The following is a 1307-nucleotide window of genomic DNA, read 5'->3' as shown; positions in this document are numbered from 1 at the left end:
ACTCATGCCGAGTTCGGGAGTTGACGAAGAAGGGAGTGTGCATTGGCGTGTCGGGATGGACGGGCGGCTCGTCGGCTTAATCGAGTGGCATTGACTTATAGGCGATCGCAGCTTGCCCCTCTATCGTGGGATTCACAATTCCCATCGGAACTTTAATGAAAGCATTTGTCTGTCAGGTGGAACTTCACACAAAGAATGGCTCGAAACCAGACCCTCCCAACGACAGTCCGACGACAGGAAACATCAACCGCAGAGACCAATCAAGAAAGGATAATTCGCAGTTCATACCCTGGGAGCTCCCACGCTCGCCATCGATTTCTTTATTTAGCCGAAAAATGTCAGGTAACGCCGCCGCAATTTAATACGACACCCAATCTTACCTACACAAGTTTATAGTAAGACACGTCAAAAATTACTGATTTATTTTACGCGAAGGGTAGTCATGTCCAAAATTCTACCTATAGCGTGGATCATCTATCTTGGAACTACTGCGATGCTCGGGATCTCGGCCAAGAGCGACCATAAATACCTCTACCCCTTACTCTTCCTGCTTCCAGTCGGGCTTCTTTTTATTTTCCTCATAAATTGTCGCGAGCACTACGGGAGGAAGAAAGGATCGACGGGAGATCACGAAAGAAGACGAGATTAGTCCGACAGTGCCGCCGCATTGGATATGGATTCATCCGTCTTCGGTCAGACATTTCTTTAACGGCGAACAGATGCACGTCTGGTCGGGTCGCAAAATCGCGACCCGACCAGATCAATAAACATCGAGACACTATTCATCGCGAGATTTCAGATTCGGACCGGAGAGACGTGACGAGCAAGGAAGATGGTCTCAATTACGCGAACCTCTGGCGAAAGATTCTCCTTGCCATGGTGTCGATGGTAGTTTTTCTCCTGACCGGGTGGCTGGTCGGCCGAGTTTTTGACCATCAGGATGCGGGAATGCGAATAGCTTTCTTCGCATGGTGCCCACTTGGCCTGGGCTACTGCACCTACGTCACGACACAAGAAATGCGCACCGACGGAAGTTGGCGAGGAAAAAGACAGTGACACGACGCCTATCGTTCACCCCTCCCCGGTAATCGCTACACAGAAAGTTTCCGGTCACTATAGGAAAAGCCCTTCCGGGACATTCGGAGAAGACTGCGGAAGGATGAAACGCCGCTGCGCGCCTCGGGCTCGACCCACGCCACAGCGCCGAGCGATCGGTGGTCTCAGGCGATCAGTGCATCAGCCCTGGTAGAAGGGTGATCTGCTGATCGGAGGGCTGGGTGCGGGGCGTGGAGTTGACCTTGGAGGAT

1 protein-coding gene is annotated in these 1307 nt (G+C 52.0%); it reads left to right on the top strand.

The window, feature by feature from the left end; all coding sequences use genetic code 11:
* Positions 1-816 precede the first annotated feature (816 nt).
* Positions 817-1056, top strand: a complete 240-nt coding sequence (locus B056_RS42665) for a hypothetical protein (RefSeq protein WP_154676969.1) — start codon at positions 817-819, stop codon at positions 1054-1056.
* The last annotated feature ends 251 nt before the right edge of the window (positions 1057-1307 follow it).

Source organism: Parafrankia discariae (assembly GCF_000373365.1).
Taxonomy (GTDB): Bacteria; Actinomycetota; Actinomycetes; order Frankiales; family Frankiaceae; genus Parafrankia; species Parafrankia discariae.
The sequence above is the reverse complement of the archived record's forward strand: the minus strand, read 5'-3'. Positions and strand labels throughout refer to the sequence as shown.